Source organism: Acinetobacter sp. MF4640 (assembly GCF_002018895.1).
Lineage (GTDB): Bacteria > Pseudomonadota > Gammaproteobacteria > Pseudomonadales > Moraxellaceae > Acinetobacter > Acinetobacter johnsonii.
This window is the reverse complement of sequence record NZ_MVOM01000106.1, coordinates 1-2,932: the sequence shown is the minus strand read 5'-3', so window position 1 is coordinate 2,932 and position 2,932 is coordinate 1. Positions and strand designations below refer to the sequence as shown.

Sequence of the window (2,932 nt, the reverse complement as noted above, 5' to 3'; positions counted from 1 at the left end):
GGGTATACGGATTTAATGGTTGATGGGGCACCTTTACCCCACCAACCTGATACCATTATCAGATGGTTGATAGATCGACTCCGTAGTTGAGTTCCTCTGCGAAGTCCGGCAGTCCGTAACCGATGGTTTTCTTGTAGAAAGGAGAGACCTTCGCAGTCGGTGCCTTCTTCTTGTGCTTCGTGGTGTAGAGCATTCGTGCCCGCATCACCTCGAAGGAGTAACCGCGCCCTTCACGGTTCTTGTCCTTGGCCAGTCGGTTGATGGACTCCGTGTAAGCGTTGGTGACGGGCATGTCCGTCTCGAAGTAGGTCATGGTCTCTTCGCGCCAGTTTCCCACTGCCCTGACCAGATCGCTCCAGACTTCCTTTTGGCCCTTCGGGATGGTGGCTATCCACTCGTCCAGGGCGGCTTCTGCCTGGAGCCGTGTGGTGGCGTCCCAGATGCCGTAGAAGCGCTCCTTGTGCTCGTAGGCGGCCAGCAGTTGCGGGAACGCGCCTGTCCAGGTCTCCATGATGAGGCGCTCCCGGTCTGAGACTTCGTGAGCGCGTTTCAGCAGGATTTTCCGGTCTCCCTTGAGAGTCCGGCTCTGGGACGGTTTCAGCTCCTTTCTGAGGCCCTTGCGCACTCTCTCTAGGGCATCGTTGGCCATGCGCACCACATGGAACTTATCGACCACGATACGGGCCTGGGGCAGCACAGCCTTGACCGCTGCCCGGTAGGGGTTCCACATGTCCATGCTGACGATCTCGACCTTCTGCCGGTCTTTCAGCTTCATCAGGTAGTTGGTCACCACGTCCTGGCGGCGGGTGGCCAGCAGGTCGAGCAGGGTTCGCTCCTCAATGTTGGTCAGAATGCAGCGGTAGCGCTTGTTCAGGTATAGCTCGTCAATGCCCAGGATGCGGGGCGTCTCGAAGCGGTGCCAGCGCCCCAGGAACTCGGCGCGGGCGTTGAAGATGTCGCGCACCGTCTTCTCGTCCAGGCCGGTCTGTGCCGCCACAAAGGTGTAGGGGTGGTTGAAGGATTCCTTCTCCACGTACTCATGCAGCCGCAGTGTCATACGGAATCCGTCCACCATCTCCGGTAGCTGGGGCCTGAATGTTGTCTTGCAGGCCCGGCAGGTGTATCGGCGGCGGACCACCCAGAGAGTGACCCGCTTGCCGTGGATGGGCAGATCACGATAGGGAACGTCACGCTTGCCGAACCGCACGAACTCACCCTGCACGCCGCACCCCTCGCAGGCTACTGGTGTAGGTGCTTCAAGCCGAAAATGTATGTCTTCATTCTGCTCATCAGAATCCACCAACTGGTACCCAGGAAGGCTTAACGAATTAATCATCTCCCGCCTTGATCAGAAAAACAGGTAGGTGGCGTAACCGGCAATCATCGCCATAGCAAAAATGACTGCTAAAAACGCCGCTAAAAGCTTCAGCGTGAACAAAGAGCGCAACAGAATGAGCTCAGTCAGGCTGGCTCCGGCACTGCCGATGATGAACGCTAGCACCGTCCCGGCACCCACGCCTTTGGCCATCAGAGCCGCTGCCAGAGGTATGACGGTTTCAGCGCGAATATACAACGGCACGCCGATGACAGCGGCAACTGGAATGGCAAAGGGATTATCTGGGCCTGCATACTGCTCCAATAAGTCAGTGGGCATGAAACCATAGATCACGCTGCCAATCGCAATACCGATGAGCAGGTAAGGCAACACATCGATAAAGTCCGACCAAGCTTCCCGCCACACACCACTGTACTTCCCTTCTTTCTTAACCGTGACAGTGGGTTGACTGTCACAGCATTCGCTAGACGTAGAGACTGTTGTCTTCCTATCAGCCCCGCAAGAAGCCGTCTTCGGAGTGGTGTCGCAGCTGTTGGTGCCGCAACTCGATGCGGTCGATGTAGCACTGCACGGGCTTGCTGATGAACTACATCCACTGCTCTCTTGTGTCGCCGTCCGGCGCACATAACGCTCGAAGCCAAGCGTGTGAAGCAGCCATCCGGCACCTACCGCGACCACCAAAGCGGTGAGCACATAGATAGCAGTAAGTGTCCATCCAAACGTGGCAACCAGCAGGCCGACGACGATAGGATTCAGCAACGGAGATGAGAAAAGAAACACCATCATCGGCCCAAAACCGGCCCGTGCCCGAATCAACCCTTTCAACATGGGGATAGTCGAGCAACTACAGAAGGGCGTTATAGCTCCTAAACCAGCAGCAAGAAAATAGCCTCGCTTCCCACTGGAAGTCAGTAACGCTTCCACCTTGGATGGTGGGATGTGACGTTGAAGAACTCCGACCAGCAAGCTAATGCCAATGAATAAAACCGATAGCTCGATAGCGAGAAAGGCGAACATGCCTAGAGCGTCTTGGAGTTGAGATGACATTCAATATTACTCCTATATTTCTAGTATTGTCGAAATGATGTACGCAGCCTACTTGCGTTTATCCGACCTGTCAACTATAATTCTAGAAACATCGAATTATTGGGGCGTGCTATGGATCACGAAAAGGTTGCAGCCAGCTTAGCTGAGCTAGGGAATAGTCACCGACTGTCCGTGTTCCGCTTTCTGGTCAAAGCTGGCCATGATGGGGCTTCGGTCGGAGATATCCAGAAGGGGCTGGGTATTCCTGCTTCGACGCTATCACATCACCTTGCGCGCATGGCCAAGGTAGGGCTGATCCGGCAGGAGAAACATAGCCGCACGATTGTCTGTATATCCGAGTATGGGCACCTAGAGAATTTGATCGGTTTCTTACAAGAGGAATGTTGTGCAGGTGTCCGGATTGCGCATGAACCAGAACCGCTTTGACGCTTGCCCAGCTCTCGCTGTCCTCCCTAGTCAGCATCGCTATGAAGACTCAGGCGAAGGTGGAAACAGAAAATTGGCAGTAGAGTAGGCTGAAGAGGATCAATCAGATAATCCGGATACCCA

3 protein-coding genes are annotated in these 2,932 nt (G+C 55.0%); 1 reads left to right on the top strand and 2 read right to left on the bottom strand.

Annotated elements, in window-relative coordinates:
- Positions 1 to 58 precede the first annotated feature (58 nt).
- Together MF4640_RS18415 and MF4640_RS18410 are read right to left on the bottom strand one after the other, a co-directional pair.
- A complete protein-coding gene (locus MF4640_RS18415) occupies positions 59 to 1,336 on the bottom strand; it encodes an ISL3 family transposase (protein ID WP_000610830.1) in 1,278 nt (425 codons plus the stop codon).
- Positions 1,337 to 1,348: 12 nt separating this feature from the next.
- Positions 1,349 to 2,383 carry a permease gene (locus MF4640_RS18410; protein WP_075316370.1) on the bottom strand — a complete coding sequence of 345 codons (1,035 nt, stop codon included), beginning with the start codon at positions 2,381 to 2,383 and terminating at the stop codon, positions 1,349 to 1,351.
- A gap of 111 nt (positions 2,384 to 2,494) precedes the next feature.
- Here MF4640_RS18410 and MF4640_RS18405 point away from each other — a divergent pair, with 111 nt between their 5' ends.
- Positions 2,495 to 2,809 (top strand): ArsR/SmtB family transcription factor, encoded by a 315-nt coding sequence (locus MF4640_RS18405; protein ID WP_008294929.1) that lies wholly within the window; start codon positions 2,495 to 2,497, stop codon positions 2,807 to 2,809.
- Positions 2,810 to 2,932 lie beyond the last annotated feature (123 nt).